This window comes from Faecalibacterium langellae, assembly GCF_002549775.1.
In the GTDB taxonomy this organism is placed as follows: Bacteria; Bacillota; Clostridia; order Oscillospirales; family Ruminococcaceae; genus Faecalibacterium; species Faecalibacterium langellae.
In genome coordinates, this window is sequence record NZ_NMTR01000021.1 from 283,501 (window position 1) to 304,297 (window position 20,797).

A 20,797-nucleotide genomic window follows, 5' to 3' on the forward strand; every position below is an offset into this window, starting at 1 on the left:
TTTTTCTCCTTTGGCTTAGGCCTGCAGGCACTGCACGCTGCCGTGAGCGCAGTCCACGGCGACCATCAGGCCGTCACGGATGTGGCTGGTGGCACCGGCGGCACCCACAACGGTGGGCTTGAGCAGGGCCTTGCCGGCAATGGCGGCGTGGCTGTTCAGGCCGGGCTCCTCCACCACCAGAGCGGCGGCGTCGCGCACGAAGCTGAGCATCTCGTTGGTGGTGGAAGGCACCACCAGCACCATGCCGGGCTTGAACTTGGCGCGCACTTCTTCCAGCGTGCGGCAGACGCAGGCCTTGCCGGTGGCGTTGGTCACATCGGCGTTCTCGGGGCCGACGCCCACACCGGTGGCCAGGCAGTTGCCCACCATGTGGATCTTGATCATGTTGGTGGTGCCGGACACGCCCACAGGCACGCCTGCAGTCACAACGGCCAGCTCACCGTTGTGCAGGTAGCCGTTCTCCTTGGCCAGAGAGGTGGACATTTCGATCAGCTCATCGGTGCTGTGTGCCAGAGGCATCATCAGCGGGGTGATGCCCCAGCTCAGGGCCAGCTGACGCTGTACCTGCTCCTTCATGACGCAGGCGATGATGGGCTGCTCCGGACGGTACTTGCTCAGCAGGCGGGCGGTGGTGCCGGACTCGGTCACGGTGACGATGGCGGCGGCGTTCACGTCCTTGGCGGTCAGGCAGGCAGCGTGTGCAGTTGCGTCGCTCACGCTGATCTTGCCAGTGTTCTCGGTGAGGGGCGCAAAGCGGGAATGGCTCTCCTGCTCAGTGCGCTCAGCAATGGCAGACATGGTCTTGAGGGCCTCCACGGGGTAAGCGCCTGCAGCGGTCTCACCGGACAGCATGATGGCAGAGGTGCCGTCGTAGATGGCGTTTGCCACGTCCGAGATCTCGGCGCGGGTGGGGCGGGGGTTCACGATCATGCTGTCCAGCATCTGGGTGGCGGTGACGATGGGCTTGCCGAAGGAGAAGGAGCGTTCGATGATGTTCTTCTGGATGCCGGGCAGCTCGGTGAAGTCGATCTCCACGCCCAGATCGCCGCGGGCGACCATGACGGCGTCGGCGGCAGCCAGGATGCTGTCGATGTTGTTCACGCCCTCGCGGTTCTCGATCTTGGCGATGATGCGAATGTTGGAGTCGTACTCATTCAGCAGGTTGCGGATGTCGTACACGTCCTGTGCGGTGCGCACGAAGGAAGCGGCGATGAAGTCAAAGCCCTGCTGTGCGCCGAAGATGATGTCGTCGCGGTCGCGCTGGCTCATATACGGCATGGACAGATGGACGCCGGGCACGTTGACGCCCTTCTTGTTCTTGATCTTGCCGTTGTTCAGCACCTTGCAGACGATGTCGGTGTCGTTCACGGTCTGGATCTGCAGCTTGATCAGGCCGTCGTCCAGCATGATGGTGCCGCCGGGCTGCACATCCTGCGGCAGGTCCTTATAGGTGATGGAGCAGATCTCCTTGGTGCCCTCCACCTCGCGGGTGGTCAGGGTGAAGGTCTGGCCGGCTTCCAGCATTTCGGTGCCGTTCTTGAAGTCGCGCAGGCGGATCTCGGGGCCCTTGGTGTCCAGCAGGGCAGCCACCGGCAGGCCCAGTTCCTCGCGGATGGCCTTCAGCTTTTCAAAGCGGCCCAGGTGCTCCTCGTGGGAGCCGTGGGAAAAATTGAAACGGGCAACGTTCATGCCGTTGGCGACCAGCTCGCGCAGGACGCCCTCCTGATCGGTAGACGGGCCCAGGGTGCAGATGATCTTGGTTTTTCTCATACTTACCTCCAACTTACTTCGCAGTCTCTCTTTTATTTTGCGGCAAGCCGTCCGCTGCCATGCAGACAGCTGCGCACGACCAACGGGAAAACTCCCGTGCAGTGGTGAAAAAATGGGAAAAGAAGCCTTGCGCAAAACTTTTCCGGCTACTATTATAATCGCTGGGATGCAATAGGGCAAGAAAAACTTCACCCAAAGATGCAATTTTTTCACCGGTAAAGACGCCTTTGCCGCCAGGTGACGATAAAACGTGAAAAAAGCGCGGTTTGCTTCGTTAAATTGTGAAAAAAGAGACGAACATTTTGGCGAAAATGACGGAGATCGGCGGCGGGGCGAAAAAGCTTGCATCCGCTGCGGGATTTGCTTATAATGATAGGTAAGAAGTAACACTTTGAGCACCACTTTGATCCGGGGCATTGCCCCGGAGGAAACGGAGAAAAACGATATGGAAAAACGTGTGTTTCTGATCGTCCTGGACAGCTTCGGCATTGGCGCAGAGCCGGATGCTGCCGCCTTTGGCGACGAGGGCACCAACACCCTGGGTGCCATTGCAAAGCACCCGAACTTCAACTGCCCCAACCTGCAAAAGCTGGGCATGTTCAACATCGACGGCGTGACCGCAGGCGAAAAGGCCGCAGCGCCCATCGGCTCCTTTGCCCGCCTGCAGGAGCAGAGCATGGGCAAGGATACCACCATCGGCCACTGGGAAATCGCGGGCGTTGTCAGCCCGAAGCCGCTGCCCACCTTCCCGAACGGCTTCCCGGATGCCCTCATCCACGAATTTGAGGAGAAGACCGGCCACAAGGTGCTGTGCAACAAGCCTTACTCCGGCACCCAGGTGCTGAAGGACTACGGCGAGCAGGCCATGAAGGAGAACGCCCTCATCGTCTACACCAGCGCCGACAGCGTGTTCCAGGTCGCCGCCAACGAAGAACTGGTGCCGGTGCACGAGCTGTACCGCTACTGCGAGATCGCCCGTGAGATGCTCAAGGGCGAGTACGGCGTGGGCCGTGTCATCGCCCGCCCCTTCCTGGGCCACACCGCCGATACCTTCTACCGTACCACCAACCGCCACGACCTGAGCCTGAAGCCGCCCCGCGCCACCATGCTGGACCTGCTGAAAGATGCCGGCAAGGACGTCATCGCGGTGGGCAAAATTTTTGATATTTTTGATGGCGAGGGCGTCACCGAAAAGATCAAGACCACCGGCAATACCAACGGCATCGCGTTCACCAAGGCCCTGCAGACCCGCGACTTTGAGGGCCTTGCGTTCGTGAACCTCGTAGACTTCGACATGCTCTACGGTCACCGCCGTGATGTGGCGGGCTATGCCGCCGCCGCCACCGAGTTTGATAAGTTCGTGGCCGACTTCATCCCCGGCATGCGGGAGGGCGACATCCTCATGGTCACCGCTGACCACGGCTGCGATCCGTCCTACACCAAGACCACCGACCACACCCGCGAGTATGTGCCGTACCTCATTTACGGCAAGGGCATCAAACCCGGCGTGGACCTGGGCACCCACCTGTGCTTCGGCACCATCGCCCAGACCATCTGCGAATATCTGGGCGTGGATGCTTCTTCTCTGGACGGCAAGAGCGTCTGGAACGAGATCAAGGCCTGATCTTATAGCGCAAAAAAATGCCAGCTCTGTGCATACAGAGCTGGCATTTTTTGTGCAGCGTTAAGAAGCGTCGTTCTGCTGGGAAGCCGCGTTATAAATGGCGTCCAAAATCGTGGAAGCCGCATTGTAGATGGACGAAGCGGCCTGCTCCACTTCCTCCTGCGTGGGCAGGGAAATGGACGGCGCTTCGGCGGACGTATCACCGCCGGTCTCACCTGCGGCAGGCGTCTCCGATTCTTGCGGCTGGGTGTCGGCAGGCTGTTCTGCGTCGGCGGGCTGTTCGGCCGGAGTCTCCTCCGGCACGCTGTCGGCAGGCTCCTCCAGCACGGTGCTCTCAGCGGATTCCTCCGGCACGGATACGGCGGCATCCGGGTCGGTGGTGGGGGTGTAGACATCGCCCTTTTCCGGCTTCTGGCTGGTGGAGGCCACGGTGCCCTCGCCGCCCAGCACCGAGGCGATCATCTCCTTCGCCTTGCTCACCGAGGCGTCGTCCGGCAGCATGACGTACAGCTTCTGCCCCTTGGCCGAGTGGCACTTGGTGCTGGTGGAGCTCGAGCCGGTGACGGTGTAGCTTTCAATGTCCCAATCGGCGAAGTCGCTCAGCTGCATGCGCACCAGTGCGCTGATCTGATCCTGCGAGAAGCTGGTCACAAAGCAGTCGGCGGCGGCGTCCATGATCTTGGAAAAGCCCATCAGCAGGGCAGGGGACTTGATCTTGTTCAGCATGGCGTCGATGACCTTCATCTGGTTGATGCCGCGCTGGATGTCGCCGGAAGCGAAGGCGTGGCGCTCACGGGCGAAGGCCAGAGCGGCCTTTCCGTCCAGATGGTTCCAGCCCTCCACGAAGGTGGTGGGGTCATAGTAGCCGGGGCTGCCCACCGAGGTGAACGCCTGATCGGAGTAGACATCCACGCCGCCCAGCGCGTCGATGATGCTGATGAAGCCTGCAAAGTTGATGCGGATGTAATGGTCTACGTTGACGCCGTAGAGGTTGCCCAGCGTTTCCATGCTGGTCTCCACGCCGTACAGACCGGCATGGGTCAGCTTGTCTTTGTCGCTGGTGCCCGCCAGGTCCACATAGTAGTCGCGGGGGGTGTTGATGAGGACCACCCGCTTGGTCACCGGGTTCACGGCGGCGAGGATGTTCACGTCGCTGCGCGCATTTTCGGTCAGCTCACCGCGGGTGTCCACGCCGCTGAGGTAGATGACGAAGGGCTCTTTGGTGATCTTGTTGGCCTCGGCACCGGTGAGCAGGCCGGAGGTCATGCTGCCCAGCGCGGAAAGGCCCTGCTGGGCCCAGATGCAGCCCATGGCCATGGCGGCGCACAGAAACACCGAGAACACGCGGGACACCTTGCCGGGCACATTGTACTCCTGGCAGCGTTTCACCAGCAGCCACAGCAGGGCCAGCAGCGCCGCCAGAATGACAAGGTAGAGCACAGGCAGCATCTGGGTGCGCCACAGCTGCACCAGTGCCAGCACGCTCAGAATGCCCTGCACGGTGAGCAAAACCTTGCCAAAGCGGGAGGGCACGGCGGCGGCCCCGCCTGCGTGCGGCGGGGGCGTGCGGCGGCCGCCATTGCGCGGCGGCTGCGGCGGGGCAGGACGGCGCGGCGGCGGAGTGGGCTCCGACGGGGTCTCGGAGAAAAAGGCGGAGCTGTCCACCACAACGGTGCGGTCCTCGTCCTTGCCGGACTTCCGGCTGAGGTGCCGCAGGGAACGGTTGGAATCATCTTTCATACGAAAATCTCCTTTTGAGCGGGCTTGCTCAAGCGGCGGGCACGATGGTCAGCACCGCACGGGCCGGCAGGCAGGTGGCGGTCTGGTCCTCGTGGGAAAGCCAGCCGAAGCTTTCACAGATGTGATCCGGGCAGGGGGAATCCACGAACCGTGCCGCGCCGTCCTTGATCTCGATGTGGACGGTGTAGTAGCCGGTGTCCACGTCGTAGGTGTCGTTCACGTCCAGCGGCAGGTTCATGGTGGTGTTGTCGTCACCGTAGATCAGCTCCGCCCGCAGGGCGGCCGAGGTGGAGCGCAGGTTGCGCGCCACAAGCAGTGCGGCGGCAATGGCCAGCACCACCACAACGAAGATCACATTGATGAGGATACTCTTTTTTTTCGGTGTGTTTTTGTTGCTGCTCATATTCAATCCTTGATCTGAAGCTGTTCCAGCTCGGCCAGCCACAGCGCGGCGCAGGCATCACTGGGCATCCGCCAGTCGCCGCGGGGCGAAAGGGTCACACTGCCCACCTTGGGGCCGTCGGGCAGGCAGCTGCGCTTGAACTGCTGGGCGAAGAACCGCCAGTAGAAGTTGCGCAGCCACTTGTAAAGCACGCTGTCGGGGTACTCGGGGCGGCCTGCGAAGGCAGCCTTTGCCAGCCGGAAGATCTTGGCCGGGCCAAAGCCGAAGCGCAGCACCTGATACAGGTAGAAATCGTGCAGCTCGTAGGGGCCAACAAGGTCCTCGGTCTTCTGCGCGATCTCGCCGTCCTTGGCGGGCAGCAGTTCCGGGGAGACGGGGGTATCCAGAATATCCAGCAGCACGGTGCGCAGGGCGTCCGTGGCGGCAATATCGGCTTCGTAGCGCACCAGATGGCGCACCAGCGTTTTGGGCACACCGGCATTCACGCCGTACATGCTCATGTGGTCACCGTTGTAGGTGGCCCAGCCCAGTGCCAGCTCGGAGAGGTCGCCGGTGCCGACGACGAGGCCGCCGGTGCGGTTGGCAGTGTCCATCAGTTCCAGCGTGCGTACGCGGGCCTGACCGTTCTCAAAGGTCACGTCCAGCACGCTCTCGTCCTGCCCGATATCCTTGAAGTGGCTGTGCACGGTGTTGGCGATGTCGATCTCTTTGAAAGAAACGTCCAGCTCATCACACAAAATCTCTGCATTGCTGCGGGTGCGTTTGGTGGTGCCGAAGCAGGGCATGGTCACGGCCAGCACATCGCTGGTGGGGCGGCCCAGCTGCTTCATGGCACGCACGGCCACCAGCAGGGCAAGGCAGCTGTCCAGACCGCCGGAAATGCCGATGACCGCCGTCTTGGCGTGGGCGTGTTCCAAGCGTTTGGCAAGGCCGTCGGCCTGCATCTTCAGGATCAGCTCGCAGCGCTCGGCGCGGCGCTTGGGGTCGCCGGGCACGAAGGGTGCCGGATCGATCCAGCGGGTCAGCACGGTCTCCACCGGCTCCAGGTCGAACTCCACGGTGGTGTAGCCCTCAGTGGACAGCTCAAAACTGGTGTTGCGGGCACGCTCGGCTTCCATGCGCTGGCAGTCGATCTCGGTCTCGGCCGCGCCGCCGTCAAAAGGAGCGTTCTCGGCCAGGATGGTGCCGTTCTCGGCAATGAGGTCGTGGCCCGCGAACACCATGTCCTGGGTGCTCTCGCCATGGCCTGCGGAAGCGTACAGGTAGCTGCACAGCAGGCGGGCCGACTGGTTGGACACCAGTGCCCGGCGGTACTCGGCCTTGCCGACGGTCTCATCGCTGGCCGAAAGGTTCGCGATGACGGTGGCACCGGCCAGCGCGTGGAAGGTGGAGGGCGGCAGGGCGCTCCACAGGTCCTCGCAGATCTCCACGCCCAGCACAAAACTGGGCATCTGGCGGCAGCGGAACAGCAGCGACGTGCCAAACGGCACCTGCTGGCCGCACACCTCCACCCGCTCCACCTCAGTGCTGCCCGGGGTGAACTGGCGCTTTTCGTAGAACTCGCCGTAGTTCGGCAGGTAGGTCTTGGGCACAAGGCCCAGAATTCTGCCATGGCACAGCACGGCGGCGCAGTTGTACAGCTTGCCGTGCACCAGCAGCGGCAGGCCCACCAGCGCCACCACGTCCAGTTCCTGCGTCTCGGTCAGCAGGGCGTTCAGGGCGTCCAGCGCGCCGGTCTGCAGCGTGCGCTGCAAAAACAGGTCGCCGCAGGTGTAGCCCGTGAGGCAGAACTCCGGGAACACCGCCAGCTTCACGCCGCGGGCAGCGGCAGAGCGCAGCGCTTCGGTGATCTGCTGCACGTTATAGGCGCAGTCTGCCACCCGCAGTGCGGGGGAGAGGGCAGTTGCCTTCAAAAAACCATCTTTCATCGGAGGATTTCACATCCTGTCTTTCATAGTTGACTGCAAAGCTTTGCAGTGGTCATAGTATACCACAAACGGACACAAACGAAAAGTGACAGCTTGGTAAAAGAACTGTGACAAAACAAAACGCCGCCTGCACGGGTGCAGACAGCGCCTTGAAAAGCCGAAAAAATGGAAAACGAGATAGACCGTAAGCCGGGTTCTGTATTAAACGACGATCTGTCTAGACCTGCCATTGCTGACAGGTTCGTGCCGCCTTCGGGACACGCGAGCAGCGCTGTACGTCCCATATAGGCGTTGCTTCCGGTAGGGTTTACAAAGCCGCATAGTCACCCATGCGCTGGTGAGCTCTTACCTCGCCGTTTCATCCTTACCGCATTGCTGCGGCGGTTTGTTTTCTGTTGCACTTTCCCTGAGGTCACCCTCGGCTGCCGTTAGCAGTTACCGTGCTCTGTGAGGCCCGGACTTTCCTCAGAGCGGTCAAAGCCGCCCCGCCGCCGTATGTTCCACTCGTTTTCCGCTCCTCATGATACCATAAAAAAACAAGATTTGCAAGCAAAAGCGTTTTTTGCTATAATAAATCTGTATTTTTTCGTGTGGGAGGGCGGCTGGATGCGGTTATACTTTGCGGTGCCGGACACCGAACAGAACCACGGCGGCGCGCTGCTGCGCAATTTTCTGCGCCAGTGCGCCGTCTCTACCGACCTTGCCCGCGCGGTGAAGTTCCGGGGCGGCGGGTTCTTCGCGGACGGGGAACCCATCCTGGCCAACCGCAGGGTGTACCCCGGGCAGGTGGTCAGCTTCGAACTGCCGCCGGAAGGCGAGGGCGTGGCCCCGCAGCCGGACATCCCGGTAAAGGTGGTCTACGAGGATGCCTTCGCTGTGGTGCTGGAAAAGCCGCCGCATCTGGCGGTGCACCCGACCCTGAATTATCCCGGCGGCACGCTGGCCAACGGCTACGCAGCCTGGGCGGCAGCCCGGGGCGAGAGCCCGGTGTTCCGCCCGGTGAACCGCATCGACAAGGACACCAGCGGTCTGGTGCTGGCGGCAAAGCATGCCTATGCCGCGCCGCTGCTGGCCCAGAACGTGGAAAAGCTCTACTATGCCGTGGCCGAGGGCGAGCTGCCGCTGGGCGAGGGCGTCATCGACGCACCCATCGGCCGCCGAGGCGACAGCATCATCGGCCGCTGCGTGACCCCGGAGGGCAAGCCCAGCCGCACCGAGTATACTATTATAAAGGTGCAGGACGGCCTGAGCCTTGCCGCCTGTGTGCCGGTGACCGGCCGTACCCATCAGATCCGGGTGCACTTTGCGTCCATCGGCCACCCGCTGGCCGGGGACGACCTCTACGGCGGCAGCCGGGCGCGCATCGGGCGGCAGGCGCTGCACTGCGCAAAGCAGACCTTCCGGGTGCCGGTGTGCACGCCGCTGCCGGACGGCATCCGGGTGGAACTGCCGATGACTGGAAAGAACTGGCAGACCATCACGGCGGAAAGTCCGCTGCCGCCGGATATGGCGCAGCTTTTCGTGAAAAGTAAGTGAAAGAACCGCCCAAATTTTGTGACAATGCTTGTTTCAATGCGTGCAGGGTGTATAATAAAATAAGAGTATTCCGTGCAGACGCGTGCTGAAGGCTGTCTGCACGTTTCATAGAGCCGCTGGCTTTTGGGCAACGGGTGCACATGGTGGTGTGCCGCAGGCGGCAAGGAAGGAGAAAACCCTTTTGATCGAAGATAAGACACAGGAGCAGCAGAGCCCCGCGCCCTCAAAATCCAAGCGCGGACAGAAGCTTCGCTCCCTTTGGGCACAGCTGCAGTGCATCGGGCTTCTGCACCGGCACCGGCTGCGCCGTAAGACCCAGAGCCATGTGAGCGATCTGGGCCGGAAGCTTTCCAGCAACCCGGTCGTACCCGCGATCGGCGAAGCGCTGTATGCGCTGGGCTTCTCGACCGAGTATGTTTTTGTCCGGGCGGGGCGCGGCATCCGGCGTGCAGCCGTCCACGCATGGAACGCCGGGCGGGAACTGCTGGCAAACCTTGCCGCTATGGCCTTCCCCGGGGCGGCACAGGTGTTCCGGGACCTGTTCGGGCCCATCGTGCTGTTCTTCCGGGGCATGGGCTCGCTGCTGGTACATGCGCACCGCGTCCGGAAGGAAAAGGGCTTTGGCGCAGCCGTAAAGGACAGCGTGCATTATCTGGTCGGCGGCGTGCGGCGCAATGTGCGCACCCTGCCGCGCATGGCCATGTACATCCTGCCGGTGCTGGCACTGGCCGGGATGGTCACGGTGGTGCAGAACACCATCCGTCAGCCCTATGCACTGGAAGTGCAGGTGAACGGCGAGGCCGTGGGCTATGTGGCCAACGAAGATGTGTTCAACTCAGCCCGCGAGGCGGTGCAGGAGCGTATCAGCTACGCCGGCACCGACAAGACCCAGTGGACCGTGGAGCCTACCTACACGGTGACCGTGGCCCACAAGACCATGGACGAGAACGAGATGGCCGACGCCATCCTGAAAAGTGCCAGCGACGAGATCAGCGAAGGCACAGCACTGTATCTGGACGGTGAGCTGACCGCCGTGTGCAGCGACGGCACCAGCCTGCAGAGCTATCTCAGCAGCCTGCTGGAGCCCTACGAAGACCCGGAGAATCCCAATGTGACCGTGGGCTTCAACAAGGATGTCACGCTGGAAAACGGCATCTACTTCAACGAGAGCTTCCAGGACGAAGCTGAGGTGGAGAACGAACTTTCCGGTGTGCAGCAGCAGGAAAAAATTTATACGGTGCAGGCCGGTGATACCCTGTGGAGCATCGCGCAGAAGAATGATTTGACCTTCCGTGAGCTGTGCGACCTGAACACCAACTTCAAGGGCGCGGCCCTGACCGAGACCTCCAACATCCAGGCGGGCGATGAACTGATCGTCACCAAACAGGAGGCGATGCTGGAAATCCGCATCACCAAGATCGAGACCTGGCAGGAGGAGATCCCCTACACCACCGAGACGACCAAATCCAGTGAATACACGGTGGGCACGAAGAAGACCACCCAGACCGGCGAGAACGGCATCCGCAGCGTGACAGCGCAGCGCGTCTACAACACCGACGGCGTGCAGCTCTCGCAGCAGATCCTGGAGACGACGGTCATCAAGGAGCCGGTCACGGAACAGATCGTGGTGGGCACCAAGAAGGTGACCAGCAGCACCAGCTACATCACCGGCAGCGGTCAGTTCATCTGGCCGGTGCCCGGCTACCGGAACTGTTCCCGCTGGTACGGCGGCAGCCACAAGGGCGTGGATATCTGCGCCGCAGCCGGTACACCTATCTATGCTTCGGCAGGCGGTACGGTGACCAAGGCCGGCTACAACCGGGCTGGTGCGGGCAACGGCTACGGCAACTCCATCATCATCAACCACGGCAACGGCTACACCACCCTGTACGCTCACTGCCTGTCGCTGGTGGTGCACGCCGGTCAGTCGGTCAAGCAGGGCCAGCTCATCGGCTATGTGGGCAGCACCGGACGCTCCAGCGGCAACCACTGCCACTTTGAGATCCGCCGCAACGGCAGTTACGTTGCGCCCCAGAACGTGTTCAACCGCAGCAAATACAGGTAACTTGGCAGAAAGGGCTTTTCCAAAAGGGAAAAGGCCCATCTGCTGTAAATAGGAAAAAAGGAGAGATGATCTTATGTCTACCCCTCACAACGCCGCCGAAAAGGGCGATTTCGCCAAGACCGTCCTCATGCCGGGCGATCCGCTTCGCGCAAAATTCATTGCCGACACCTTCCTGCAGGATGTCCGTCAGGTGACCGGCGTGCGCGGCATGCTGGGCTTTACCGGCACCTATGAAGGCCGCCCCATCAGCGTGATGGGCAGCGGCATGGGCATGCCGTCCATCGGCATCTATTCCTATGAGCTGTTCAAGTTCTACGATGTGGACAACATCATCCGCATCGGTTCTGCCGGCAGCTACACCGACAAGGCTAAGCTGTTCGACACCGTGCTGGCCACCGGCGCGGTGAGTGAGTCGAGCTATGCCCGGGTGCAGAGCGGCTACGACAAGGACATCTCTTTCCCCAGCCAGAGCCTGAACGACAAGCTGCGTGCTTCCGCTGCCAAGCAGGGCATCCCGCTGATCGAAGGCAACGTCCATTCTTCGGACGTGTTCTACCGCCAGCCCTCCGACGCAAAGCCCACCTACTGGGAAAAGCTGCGCGACGAGCGCGGCTGCCTGTGCGTGGAGATGGAGAGCTACGCTCTGTTTGCCAATGCGCAGGTGCTGGGCAAGAACGCCGCCTGCCTGCTGACCATCTCGGACAGCTTTGTCTCCCCGGAGATCACCACGGCCGAGCAGCGCCAGAAAAGCTTTACCGACATGATGAAGGTGGCACTGGGCGCAGAATATTAAAGCCCAGAACAGAACATTCAGCGCGGTTTGCCTGCAAAAGGGCTGGCCGCGCTGTTTTCGCCCCATATAAAGGAGGTAAATACAATGACGAACCTGACCCTGGAAGAAAAGAAGGAGCTCATCCGCATGGCGCTGGCCGCCCGGGAAAAGGCCTATGTGCCCTACAGCGATTTCATGGTGGGCGCCGCCCTGCGTGCCAAGGACGGCCGCATCTTTACCGGCTGCAACGTGGAGAACGCCGCCTTCACCCCCACCAGCTGCGCTGAGCGCACGGCTCTGTTCAAGGCTGTGGCCGAGGGCGTGACCGAGTTCACCGATATTGCCGTTGTAGGCAGCCGCCGCGGTGAGGTGAACAGGCAGATCACCTCGCCCTGCGGTGTATGCCGCCAGGCCCTGTTCGAGTTCGGCGGGCCGGAGCTGAACGTCATCATGGCCAAAAGCCCGGAGGATTTTATCGAGCGCAGCATGGACGAGCTGCTGCCCTTTGGCTTTGGGCCCTCCAACGTGGCCGGCAATGCCGCCGTGGAAGGCAAGTGAGCACTGCAGGCGAGTAAAGTAACGATGCAGCGTTCAGCACAGTGCCGGGGCCGGAAAAGGCGGCACAGCGGCAGATTTGTGCAAAAGTAATACTTTTCACGAATTCTCACAAATTTTTTGTAAAGATTTTGTAATCGAAAACTGCTTGCATCTGGTGCGGCTTGCCGTTATACTGAAGCCAGTAAATGTGCATTTTCTGCGCATTTTATTTGTTTGACGTAATTTTTTAAAATAAAAGGAGAGTTTCATTATGAAGATTTCTCGTCGTAACTTCCTGGCTGTGGCTGGTGCTGCTGCCGCCGCCGCTGCTCTGACCGCTTGTGGCGGTTCTTCCGCTTCTTCCACCAGCACCGCTTCTTCCGCTGCTGCTTCCACCGCTTCCTCCGCTGCTGAGGGCGGCGAGAAGATCGTCAAGGTCGCTCTGACCTGCGACACCGGCACGATCGACGATGAGAGCTTCAACCAGGCATGCTGGACGGCTGTTTCCGGCTACATGGGCGATGACTGCCAGTACTACATCCCCGAGTCCGACGCTTCCGATGAGGACCGCGAGACCATGATCCGCCAGGCTGTCAACGACGGCGCTGACGTCATCGTCTGCGTCGGCTACCTGTACGGTGCTTCTCTGGCTTGGGCTGCTGATCAGTACCCGGATGTCAAGTTCATCGCTGTTGACGTGACCCAGGGCGATATCGGCACCGATACCATCCCCGCAAACTGCTACTGCATCACCTTCAAGGAAGAGCAGGCAGGTTACCTGGCCGGTTACGCGATCGCCAAGGACGGCAAGACCAAGTTGGGCTTCCTGGGCGGCATGGCTGTGCCCGCTGTCATCCGTTACGGCTACGGCTTCGTGCAGGGCGCTGATGCTGCCGCACAGGAGCTGGGCCAGAACATCGAGATCAACTACTTCTACGGCGGCCAGTTCTACGGCGATGCCAACATCACCTCCCGTATGGAGGGCTGGTACTCCAACGGCACTCAGGTCGTGTTTGCCTGCGGCGGCGGCATCTACACCTCCGCTGTGGAGGCTGCTCTGAAGAACAACGGCTACGTCATCGGCGTGGACGTTGACCAGAACTACATCGGCGCAAATGGCGTGGCTGACGGCACCTATGCTTACAACCCGTTCATCACCTCCGCCATGAAGGGCCTGAGCGAGGCTGTCAACACCGCTCTGGCTGACATCGAGGCTGGCTCTTGGGCTGACATCGCTGCTTCCAACGGCAACTTCGGTCTGGAGGACGGCGATTACATCGGCCTGCCCACCGCAGACGACAGCTGGAACTTCGAGACCTTCACCACCGAGGAGTACGAGGAAGTCAAGGACAAGATCAAGAATGGCGAGATCACTGTGGACAACAGCTCCGACGACGCGACCAAGCCCACCGTCAGCGAGTTCACCACTGTCAACTACATCCAGTAAGCACAGCACAAACATTCTGTTATCCGGTGGCAGGCTTGCCTGCCAATGAATTATATGTCCCTTTCAGAACAGGGTGCTCCAACAGGCAGGAGCACCCTGTTTTTGTATGTATGGCTTTGGCAACAGCAGGAAAACGGCAAAAAGCTGGAATATTCCGCCAGAATGCTGCAAAAGTAATACTATTATCTGTACTTTTTGCCAAAAGTGAAAAAAGCCGTGTGCAAACTGTCGAAAATCAGGTATAATGAAAGATAGAATAGTATAGGTGTCGCTATGGCACGAAAGGAGAGTGAGCAGATTGGCAGAGGATTTTGTGATCGAGATGCTCCACATTACCAAGGAATTCCCTGGTATCAAGGCAAACGATGATATCACCCTGCAGCTGCGCAAAGGCGAGGTACACGCCCTGCTGGGCGAGAACGGCGCCGGCAAAAGTACGCTGATGAGCGTGCTGTTCGGCCTGTACCAGCCGGAAGCTGGTCAGATCCGCAAGAACGGCAAGGAGGTCGCCATCCGCAACCCCAACGATGCGAATGCTCTGGGCATCGGCATGGTGCACCAGCACTTCAAGCTGGTGGAGTGCTTCAGCGTTCTGGACAACATCATTCTGGGCGTGGAGCCCAATAAGATGGGCTTTTTGCAGAAGGCCGAGGCCCGCAAGAAGGTCATGGCCCTGAGCGAGAAGTATGGCCTGCGCGTGGACCTGGACGCGCTCATCAGCGATATCTCGGTTGGCATGCAGCAGCGCGTGGAGATCCTGAAGATGCTGTACCGCGACAACGAGATCCTGATCTTCGATGAGCCCACCGCTGTGCTGACCCCGCAGGAGATCGACGAGCTGATGGAGATCATGCGCGGGTTCAAGAAGGAAGGCAAGTCCATCCTGTTCATTACCCACAAGCTGAACGAGATCATGGCCGTGGCCGACCGCTGCACCGTGCTGCGCAAGGGCAAGTACATGGGCACCGTGGACATCAAGGACACCACCAAGGAAGAGCTTTCCCGCATGATGGTGGGCCGCGATGTGCAGCTGCAGGTGGAAAAGCAGCCTGCAAATCCCGGTGCCGTGGTGCTGGACGTGCAGAACGTGACCATGCACAACGACCAGCGCAAGAAAGACTCGGTGAAGGATGTCACCTTCCAGGTGCACGCCGGTGAGATCGTCTGTCTGGCGGGCATTGAGGGCAACGGCCAGACCGAGTTTGTCTACGGCCTGACCGGTCTGGAAAAGCTGACCAACGGCAAGATCACGCTGGATGGCAAGGATATTACCCACGCTACCATCCGCCAGCGCTCCAAGGACGGCATGAGCCATATCCCGGAGGACCGTCACAAGCACGGTCTGGTGCTGGATTACAGCCTGGAGAACAACATGGTGCTGCAGCGCTACTGGCAGCCCGAGTTCCAGAAGGGCGGCTTCATCCGTGCCGACAAGGTGCGGGAGTATTCTGATAAGCTGATCGCACAGTACGACGTGCGCAGCGGCCAGGGCAGCTCCACCATCGTGCGCAGCATGTCCGGCGGCAACCAGCAGAAGGCGATCATTGCCCGTGAGATCGACAGGGATCCCAAGCTGCTCATTGCCGTGCAGCCCACCCGCGGCCTGGACGTGGGTGCCATTGAGTATATCCACAAGCAGATCGTGGCCGAGCGCGACAAGGGCACTGCCGTGCTGCTGGTCAGCCTGGAGCTGGACGAGGTCATGAACCTGTCCGACCGCATCCTGGTCATGTACGAGGGCGAGATCGTGGGCGAGTTTGACCCCAAGACCACCACCGTGCAGGAACTGGGCCTGTATATGGCCGGTGCACGCAAGCAGGGAAAGGAGACTAAGTAACAAATGGACAAGAAAAAACTTTCCCACAGCAGTCTGCAAAGCTCGGTCACCAGTGTGCTGGCGGCTCTGCTGTGCATTCTCATCGGCCTGTTCGTGGGCTTTCTGGTGCTGCTGGCCATCAACCCGGCCCACGCATGGGCCGATGGCTTCGTGCGCATCCTGAAGGGCGGCTTCCATGACGCACCCTACGGTGTCGGCAAGGAGCTGGCCAATGCGGCCCCCCTGATCATGACCGGCCTGTCCGTGGCCTTCGCCTTCAAGACCGGCCTGTTCAACATCGGCGCAGCCGGCCAGTACACGCTGGGTGCGTTCGGTGCCCTGTACTGTGCCATCATGCTCAAGATGCCCTGGTTCGTCTGCCTGATCGCCGCTACCATCCTGGGCGGCATCTGGGGCGCGATCCCCGGCTTCTTCAAAGCCTACTTCAACATCAACGAGGTCATTACCTCCATCATGTTCAACTGGATCGGCCTGTATCTGGTGAATGAGCTCATTTACCAGAACGGCACCGGCCCCATGTACGATGTGCGCAACACCCGCACCCTGAACCTGGGCAAGAGCGCTGAATATGCCCAGTCCGTCATCCCGGACTTCGGCCTGAACAAGCTGTTCCAGACCAACAGCACCACCATCGCCATCTTCCTGGCGGCGGCGGTGGCCATCCTGATCTGGGTGGTGCTGAACAAGACCACTTTCGGCTATGAGCTCAAGGCCGTCGGCCTGAACAAGAGCGCTGCCCGCTATGCCGGCATCAACGAGAAGAAGAACATCATCCTCTCCATGGCCATTGCCGGTGCACTGGCCGGTTTTGGTGCGGGCCTGTACTACCTGTCCAACGTGTCCCAGTGGAACCCGCTGAACTCCACCAGCCTGCCGGCCATGGGCTTCAACGGCATTTCCGTTGCTCTGCTGGCAAGCTCCAACCCCATCGGCACCATCTTCTCGGCACTGTTCATCTCGCACATCTCGGTGGGCGGCTCGTTCCTGTCCACCAAGTATTACCCCACGGAGATCTCGGACCTGATCAGCGGCATCATCATCTATCTGTGCGCATTCTCCATGCTGTTCCGCGGCAAGATCCACGGCCTGCTGTTCAAGAATGCCGACAAGACCAATGTGAACGCAGAGCCCGCTCCGGCCAAGACCGAAACCAAGAAGGAGGGCAAGTGATATGCTGCTTCTGATCAAATATACGCTGCTGTATGGCATCGTGCTGATGCTGGTGGCTCTGGGCGGTATGTTCAGTGAGCACTCCGGCATCATCAACATTGCGCTGGAAGGCATCATGGTCATCGGCGGTGTGGCGGGTGTCCTCACCCTGACCCTGCTGCCCGCCGACATGTCTCCCTTCCTGGTGGTGCTGCTCACCATTCTGGCGGCGGCCCTGGCTGGCATGGTGTACAGCCTGCTGCTGGCCTTTGCCTCCATCAACCTGAAGGCGGACCAGACCATCGGCGGCACAGCCCTGAACCTGCTGGCCACCGCCATTGCCGTGGTCATCGCCAAATACTTCAGCGACAGCGGCAGCGCCAAGCTGAACTATACCAACAAGCCCTTCCTGTTCAGCATCGGCGGGCTGGAGCTCAGCGTCTTTGTTCCGCTGGGCATCATCCTGCTCATCATCAGCTATGTGGTGCTGTACAAGACCCGCTTCGGCCTGCGTCTGCGGGCCTGCGGTGAGCACCCCCAGGCAGCCGACTCGGTGGGCATCAACGTCTACAAGATGCGCTACGCCGGTGTGCTGCTCTCCGGTGCCCTGGGTGCCATTGGCGGCATGGCTTACATCGTGCCCCCGGTGCAGACCTGGAACTTTGAGGTGGGCGTGGCCGGTGCAGGCTTCCTGGCCCTGGCCGTTATGATCTTCGGCCAGTGGAAGCCCTTCAACATCTTCGGCGCGGCCATGTTCTTTGCCGTGTTCAAGAGCCTGGCCAACATTGCAGACTCCACCTTCCTGGCACAGCTGCACTGGTCCAGCAACATCTATAATATGATGCCGTTCGTGGCGTCCATGGTCATTCTGGCCTTCACGTCCAAGAACAGCATGGCACCCAAGGCAGAGGGCATCCCCTACGACAAGGGTTCCCGCTAAGGCCGGACGGTTCCGCAAAACGATACAGGGCGCAGCTGCTTTTCCGGCGGCTGCGCCTTTTGTTTGCTTCCAAAAGCTAAAATTGGACAAATTTTACAGAAAACAGCTTGCCTTTGTCTGGATTTTTGCTATACTGAAATTAGAATGTCGTACTATTTCAATTAGGAGCGTGATACAATGCGCATTTATGATCTGATCGCAAAAAAGCGTGACGGCGGCACCCATGACCGCGCCGAGCTGGAGACCATCGTCAACGGCTACGTCAGCGGCGAAGTGACCGATTACCAGATGGCTGCCTGGATGATGGCCGTCTACCTGCGCGGCATGACCGACGCCGAGACCGCAGAGCTCACCGACGTGATGGCCCACAGCGGCGTGATGGTGGACCTTTCGCCCATCCCGGGCATCAAGGTGGACAAGCACTCCACAGGCGGCGTGGGCGATAAGACCACGCTGGTCATTGCACCCATCGTGGCGGCCTGCGGCGTGAAGATCGCCAAGATGAGCGGCCGTGGCCTGGGCCACACCGGCGGCACCATTGATAAAATGGAGAGCGTTCCCGGCACAAAGACCGCCCTCTCGCAGGAAGAATTCTTTGCCCAGGTGAACAAGATTGGCCTTTCGGTCATCGGCCAGAGCGAGGGCATTGCCATCGCGGATAAAAAGATGTACGCCCTGCGCGACGTCACCGCCACCGTCAGCTGCATCCCGCTCATCGCGTCCAGCATCATGTCCAAGAAGCTGGCCTCCGGTTCGGACGCCATCCTGCTGGATGTGACCACCGGCACCGGCGCGTTCATGAAGACCGTGGACCAGAGCATTGAGCTGGCAAAGCTCATGGTCTCCATCGGCACCCACCACGGCCGCCGCGTGGCCGCCATGATCACCGATATGGACACCCCGCTGGGCCACAACATCGGCAACAGCCTGGAAGTGATGGAGAGCATGGACGTGCTCAAAGGTCACGGCCCGGCCGACCTGACCGAGGTGTGCCTGCAGCTGGCAACGAACATGCTGGTGCTGGCGGATAAGGGCACCCCTGCTGAGTGCCGCGCTATGGCCGAAGCCGTCATCGCGGACGGTTCCGCCTTTGCAAAGTGCAAGGAGATGTTCGCGGCCCAGGGCGGCGACACCCGCGTGCTGGACGACTACAGCCTGTTTGAAAAGCCCGCGGCAAGCTTTGAGCTGCTGGCCGAGCAGGACGGCTACATTGTGGCGAACGACGCCGAGAAGATCGGCTCGGCCAGCGTGCTGCTGGGTGCAGGCCGCCAGAAGAAGGGCGACCCGCTGGACTTTGCCGCCGGCATCACCCTGCACAAAAAGCGCGGTGACTATGTGCACAAGGGCGAGAGCCTTGCCACCTTCTACGGCGCGGCGGATAAGTTTGCCGCAGCCGCCGAGGAGTACCGCAGCGGCCTTGTCTACGGCAGCGAAAAGCCGGAGGAAGCCCCGCTGGTGTACGCGCTGGTGACCAAAGACGGCGTGGAACGCTACTGATTTTGAACAAAAAGGTTCCGGGGCCGTCCTGCTCCGGGGCTTTTTGCGTCTTTTGCCAGTTTTTTGTTGCTTATCGTGGAAAAGAGTGGAACTTTGTCTCTTGATGTGATATACTAGATTGCATTCATGCGGTCCCGGCGAAGGGACACGGAAGGAGAAAGGACTTGTTATGAAGATCATTCTGGTGGGCGGCGGCAAGGTCGGCACGGCGCTGGCGCGGCAGCTCAGCGAGGAAGGCCACAATGTGACCATCGTGGACACCAACAAAGCCCGCGTGGAACATTTGACGGAAAGCTACGATGTGCTGGGCATCGTGGGTAACGGTTCTTCCATCACCACGCTGGCGGAAGCGGGCATTGAGGATGCGGACGTGTTCATTGCGGTGACCGGCTCGGACGAGCTGAACCTGCTGTGCTGCATGTTCGCAAAAAAGGCGGGCCACTGCCACGCCATTGCCCGCGTGCGCAACCCGTCCTACAGCCATGAGCTGGACTTTATCAAAAAGCAGATCGGCATCTCGGCCATCATCAACCCGGAAATGGCGGCCGCCAAGGAGATCTCCCATCTGCTGCGGTTCCCGGGGGCCAGCAAGATCGACACCTTTGCGGGCGGGCGCGTGCGCCTGATCAAGTTTGCCCTGAACGGCACCCAGGCGCTGGACGGCGTGGCCATCCGCGAGATCCCCACCCGGCTGAAAAGCGATATCCTGGTGTGCGCGGTGGAGCGCAGCGGCGACGTGATCATCCCCAACGGCAACTTCGTGCTGCGCAGCGGCGACCAGGTCACCTTCCTTGCCACGCAGGAGAACGCCCATGAGTTCTTTCAGCGCATCGGTCTGCCGGTGCGCCCGGTGCGCAACGCCCTCATCGTGGGCGGCGGTGCCATCGCGTTCTACCTGAGCCAGGAACTGCTGGAAAACCACGTCCGCGTGCGCATCGTGGAGCGCGACGCCGACCGCTGCACCGAGCTGGCGGAACAGCTGCCCGGCGCGCAAATTCTGAACGAAGACGGCTCCAACCGCGAATTCCTGCTCTCCGAGGGTATGGAGTCCACCGAAGCCTTTGTGGCCCTGACCAACATCGACGAGGAGAACGTGCTGCTGACCCTGTTTGCCAAAAAGCACTCTCACGGCAAGCTGGTCACCAAGGTGAACCGTCTGGAGTTCGACGACATTCTGGCCGGGCTGGACCTGGGCAGCGTGGTCTACCCCAAGTACATGACCTGCGATTACATCGTGCAGTATGTGCGCGCACTGCAGAACGAGGCGGGCAGCAACATCAAGACCCTGTACCGCATCCTGGACGACCGCGTGGAAGCGCTGGAGTTCACCGTCCACGAGGAGAGCGCGGCCACCGGTGTGCCGCTGAGCCAGCTGCACCTGAAGAAAAACCTGCTGCTGTGCTGCATCACCCGCGGCGACCGGATCCTGATCCCCCGCGGCGGCGACCAGATCCAGGTGGGCGATAACGTCATCGTGGTCACGCTGGAGCATGGCCTGCACGACCTGCGCGACATCGTGGACCATGCCGCCCAGAACTGACGGAGGCAGGCT

The 20,797-nt window shown here is 60.7% G+C and carries 16 protein-coding genes and 1 other RNA gene; 12 read left to right on the plus strand and 5 right to left on the minus strand.

All coding sequences use genetic code 11. The features are described 5' to 3' along the window. Positions 1-15: 15 nt before the first annotated feature. A complete protein-coding gene (pyk, locus tag CGS49_RS09905; protein ID WP_097801675.1) occupies positions 16-1,770 on the minus strand; it encodes a pyruvate kinase in 1,755 nt (584 codons plus the stop codon). A gap of 445 nt (positions 1,771-2,215) precedes the next feature. Between pyk and CGS49_RS09910 the strand changes: the two genes are divergently transcribed. Then, a complete protein-coding gene (locus tag CGS49_RS09910; RefSeq protein ID WP_097802246.1) occupies positions 2,216-3,394 on the plus strand; it encodes a phosphopentomutase in 1,179 nt (392 codons plus the stop codon). 60 nt (positions 3,395-3,454) lie between these two features. Here the strand turns inward: CGS49_RS09910 and CGS49_RS09915 are convergent, their stop codons facing one another. The 4 genes from CGS49_RS09915 to rnpB all read right to left on the minus strand — a co-directional run bounded on the left by CGS49_RS09915 (position 3,455) and on the right by rnpB (position 7,972). After that, positions 3,455-5,134, minus strand: a complete 1,680-nt coding sequence (locus CGS49_RS09915; RefSeq protein ID WP_097801676.1) for an LCP family protein — start codon at positions 5,132-5,134, stop codon at positions 3,455-3,457. Positions 5,135-5,162: 28 nt separating this feature from the next. Further along, complete coding sequence (locus CGS49_RS09920) at positions 5,163-5,537, minus strand: NusG domain II-containing protein (RefSeq protein ID WP_097801677.1); 375 nt, start codon at positions 5,535-5,537, stop codon at positions 5,163-5,165. A 2-nt stretch (positions 5,538-5,539) separates the two neighbouring features. Beyond that, on the minus strand, positions 5,540-7,465 hold the full coding sequence (locus CGS49_RS09925) for an NAD(+) synthase (RefSeq protein ID WP_097801678.1): 1,926 nt from the start codon (positions 7,463-7,465) through the stop codon (positions 5,540-5,542). A 169-nt stretch (positions 7,466-7,634) separates the two neighbouring features. Then, an RNA gene (rnpB, locus tag CGS49_RS09930) (RNase P RNA component class A) lies at positions 7,635-7,972 on the minus strand. 99 nt (positions 7,973-8,071) lie between these two features. On the opposite strand from rnpB, the gene CGS49_RS09935 reads away from it, so the two are divergent. From CGS49_RS09935 to trkA, 11 genes are all read left to right on the plus strand, one after another. Further along, positions 8,072-9,001 carry an RluA family pseudouridine synthase gene (locus CGS49_RS09935; RefSeq protein ID WP_097801679.1) on the plus strand — a complete coding sequence of 310 codons (930 nt, stop codon included), beginning with the start codon at positions 8,072-8,074 and terminating at the stop codon, positions 8,999-9,001. Between the two features lie 181 nt (positions 9,002-9,182). Beyond that, a complete protein-coding gene (locus CGS49_RS09940) occupies positions 9,183-11,066 on the plus strand; it encodes a LysM peptidoglycan-binding domain-containing M23 family metallopeptidase (RefSeq protein WP_242975434.1) in 1,884 nt (627 codons plus the stop codon). A gap of 73 nt (positions 11,067-11,139) precedes the next feature. After that, positions 11,140-11,859, plus strand: a complete 720-nt coding sequence (gene deoD / locus CGS49_RS09945; protein ID WP_097801681.1) for a purine-nucleoside phosphorylase — start codon at positions 11,140-11,142, stop codon at positions 11,857-11,859. 51 nt (positions 11,860-11,910) lie between these two features. Beyond that, positions 11,911-12,396: a cytidine deaminase gene (locus CGS49_RS09950; protein ID WP_275542725.1), complete on the plus strand. Its 486-nt coding sequence runs from the start codon at positions 11,911-11,913 to the stop codon at positions 12,394-12,396. 250 nt (positions 12,397-12,646) lie between these two features. Continuing rightward, positions 12,647-13,822, plus strand: a complete 1,176-nt coding sequence (locus CGS49_RS09955; protein WP_097801683.1) for a BMP family lipoprotein — start codon at positions 12,647-12,649, stop codon at positions 13,820-13,822. Between the two features lie 110 nt (positions 13,823-13,932). Next, positions 13,933-14,067 (plus strand): hypothetical protein, encoded by a 135-nt coding sequence (locus CGS49_RS14560; protein ID WP_275542721.1) that lies wholly within the window; start codon positions 13,933-13,935, stop codon positions 14,065-14,067. A gap of 77 nt (positions 14,068-14,144) precedes the next feature. Continuing rightward, complete coding sequence (locus tag CGS49_RS09960; protein ID WP_097802247.1) at positions 14,145-15,659, plus strand: ABC transporter ATP-binding protein; 1,515 nt, start codon at positions 14,145-14,147, stop codon at positions 15,657-15,659. A gap of 3 nt (positions 15,660-15,662) precedes the next feature. After that, the gene (locus tag CGS49_RS09965) at positions 15,663-16,829 is read left to right on the plus strand and encodes an ABC transporter permease (protein WP_097801684.1); all 1,167 of its coding nucleotides are present in this window, start codon (positions 15,663-15,665) and stop codon (positions 16,827-16,829) included. A 1-nt stretch (position 16,830) separates the two neighbouring features. Further along, a complete protein-coding gene (locus tag CGS49_RS09970; protein WP_097801685.1) occupies positions 16,831-17,748 on the plus strand; it encodes an ABC transporter permease in 918 nt (305 codons plus the stop codon). Between the two features lie 177 nt (positions 17,749-17,925). Further along, positions 17,926-19,245: a thymidine phosphorylase gene (locus CGS49_RS09975; protein WP_097801686.1), complete on the plus strand. Its 1,320-nt coding sequence runs from the start codon at positions 17,926-17,928 to the stop codon at positions 19,243-19,245. 169 nt (positions 19,246-19,414) lie between these two features. Further along, on the plus strand, positions 19,415-20,785 hold the full coding sequence (gene trkA, locus CGS49_RS09980; protein WP_097801687.1) for a Trk system potassium transporter TrkA: 1,371 nt from the start codon (positions 19,415-19,417) through the stop codon (positions 20,783-20,785). The last annotated feature ends 12 nt before the right edge of the window (positions 20,786-20,797 follow it).

What these genes read in the sequence shown, in the direction of transcription:
- pyk (WP_097801675.1), bottom strand. Translation starts at nt 1,770, where the DNA reads ATGAGAAAAACCAAGATCATCTGCACCCTGGGCCCGTCTACCGATCAG.
- CGS49_RS09975 (WP_097801686.1), top strand. Translation starts at nt 17,926, where the DNA reads ATGCGCATTTATGATCTGATCGCAAAAAAGCGTGACGGCGGCACCCAT.
- CGS49_RS09920 (WP_097801677.1), bottom strand. Translation starts at nt 5,537, where the DNA reads ATGAGCAGCAACAAAAACACACCGAAAAAAAAGAGTATCCTCATCAAT.
- CGS49_RS09910 (WP_097802246.1), top strand. Translation starts at nt 2,216, where the DNA reads ATGGAAAAACGTGTGTTTCTGATCGTCCTGGACAGCTTCGGCATTGGC.
- CGS49_RS09960 (WP_097802247.1), top strand. Translation starts at nt 14,145, where the DNA reads ATGCTCCACATTACCAAGGAATTCCCTGGTATCAAGGCAAACGATGAT.
- CGS49_RS09965 (WP_097801684.1), top strand. Translation starts at nt 15,663, where the DNA reads ATGGACAAGAAAAAACTTTCCCACAGCAGTCTGCAAAGCTCGGTCACC.
- CGS49_RS09935 (WP_097801679.1), top strand. Translation starts at nt 8,072, where the DNA reads ATGCGGTTATACTTTGCGGTGCCGGACACCGAACAGAACCACGGCGGC.
- CGS49_RS09970 (WP_097801685.1), top strand. Translation starts at nt 16,831, where the DNA reads ATGCTGCTTCTGATCAAATATACGCTGCTGTATGGCATCGTGCTGATG.
- CGS49_RS09925 (WP_097801678.1), bottom strand. Translation starts at nt 7,465, where the DNA reads ATGAAAGATGGTTTTTTGAAGGCAACTGCCCTCTCCCCCGCACTGCGG.
- trkA (WP_097801687.1), top strand. Translation starts at nt 19,415, where the DNA reads ATGAAGATCATTCTGGTGGGCGGCGGCAAGGTCGGCACGGCGCTGGCG.
- deoD (WP_097801681.1), top strand. Translation starts at nt 11,140, where the DNA reads ATGTCTACCCCTCACAACGCCGCCGAAAAGGGCGATTTCGCCAAGACC.
- CGS49_RS09915 (WP_097801676.1), bottom strand. Translation starts at nt 5,134, where the DNA reads ATGAAAGATGATTCCAACCGTTCCCTGCGGCACCTCAGCCGGAAGTCC.
- CGS49_RS09955 (WP_097801683.1), top strand. Translation starts at nt 12,647, where the DNA reads ATGAAGATTTCTCGTCGTAACTTCCTGGCTGTGGCTGGTGCTGCTGCC.
- CGS49_RS14560 (WP_275542721.1), top strand. Translation starts at nt 13,933, where the DNA reads ATGGCTTTGGCAACAGCAGGAAAACGGCAAAAAGCTGGAATATTCCGC.